Source organism: Mesorhizobium sp. WSM4850, from assembly GCF_055811735.1.
Genome location: NZ_JBVVPV010000136.1, coordinates 1 through 1,231, shown reverse-complemented (window position 1 = coordinate 1,231; position 1,231 = coordinate 1). Strand labels below are relative to the sequence as shown.

The 1,231-nt window shown below is 66.0% G+C and carries 1 pseudogene; it reads left to right on the top strand.

Annotation, left to right across the window (positions count from 1 at the left end):
• Positions 1–68: 68 nt before the first annotated feature.
• A pseudogene (locus AC0L2Z_RS35260) lies at positions 69–1,184 on the top strand (IS481 family transposase).
• Positions 1,185–1,231: the final 47 nt, after the last annotated feature.

The following is a 1,231-nucleotide window of genomic DNA, read 5'->3' as shown; positions in this document are numbered from 1 at the left end:
AGACATCGCGAACAGGTGTGCGAGGACATCGCGAACAGTTTTGCGCGTTGTGCGCGAGGGGGTTCGGGATGCCGTTCAAGGACAGCGCGATGAAGCAGAAGTTGGAGTTCGTGAGGCTGACCTCGGCGGAGGGGGCGAATGTGAGCGCGTTGTGTCGGCGCTTCGGCATCGGACGGACGTGCGGCCACAAGCTGCTTTCGCGCTACCGGAGCGAGGGCGAGGCAGCACTGGCCGAGCAGTCGCGGCGGCCGCGATCGAGCCCGGCGCAGTGCGCGCCGGAGGTGGAAACGGCTGCGCTTGCGGTGCGTGCAGCGCATCCGGCTTGGGATGGACGCAAGATCGCGCGCGTCATCGCCCGCAATGGCATCGGCACGCCCGCGGCCTCGACGGTGACCGGCATCCTGCGCCGCAACGGCATCGCGCTGGGAGGCGGGGCGCAGCCCTTCATCCGCTTCGAGCACGAAGCTCCCAACGATTTGTGGCAGATGGATTTCAAGGGCCACGTCGCCTTGCGTGGCGGTCGGCTGCATCCGCTCACTATGCTCGATGACCATTCGCGCTTCTCGATCGTGCTGTCGGCCTGCGCCGATCAGACCACCGCAACCGTGAAGGCCAGGCTGATCGCCGCCTTCCGCCGATACGGCCGCCGTGGCGTATCGCCACCGACAATGGCCCGCCCTGGGGCGACGGCGGCCGCAACAACTTCACGCTGCTCACCGTCTGGCTGATCGAGGCTGGCGTCGCCGTCAGCCATTCCAGGCCTTGCCACCCGCAGACGCTCGGCAAGGACGAGCGCTTCCATCGCTCGCTCAAAGCCGAAGCGCTGCAGGGACCGCCCTTTGCCGATCCCCAAGGCCCAGGACGCCTTCGATCGCTGGCGTCACGTCTACAACACCGTGCGCCCGCACGACGCGCTTGGCGGCCCTGTGCCGCTCGACCGCTACCGCGTCTCGCAGCGCCAGTATCGCGAAATCATCGAGCCGTTCGACTATGCCAAGGACGATCTCGTCCGCCGCGTTCAGCAGCATGGCTTCGTCTCCATCCTCGGCCACACCATGCGCCTGTGCAGGGCCTTCGCCGGCAAATCCGTCGCCTTTCGCCCAACCGCTGCCGACGGCGTCTTCGACGCCTGGTTCAGACACCAGAAAATAGAAACCATCGACCTCAATGCCCTGGCTCTATAGCATGGCAAACTGTTCGCGATGTCCTCGCACACCTGTTCGCGATGTCT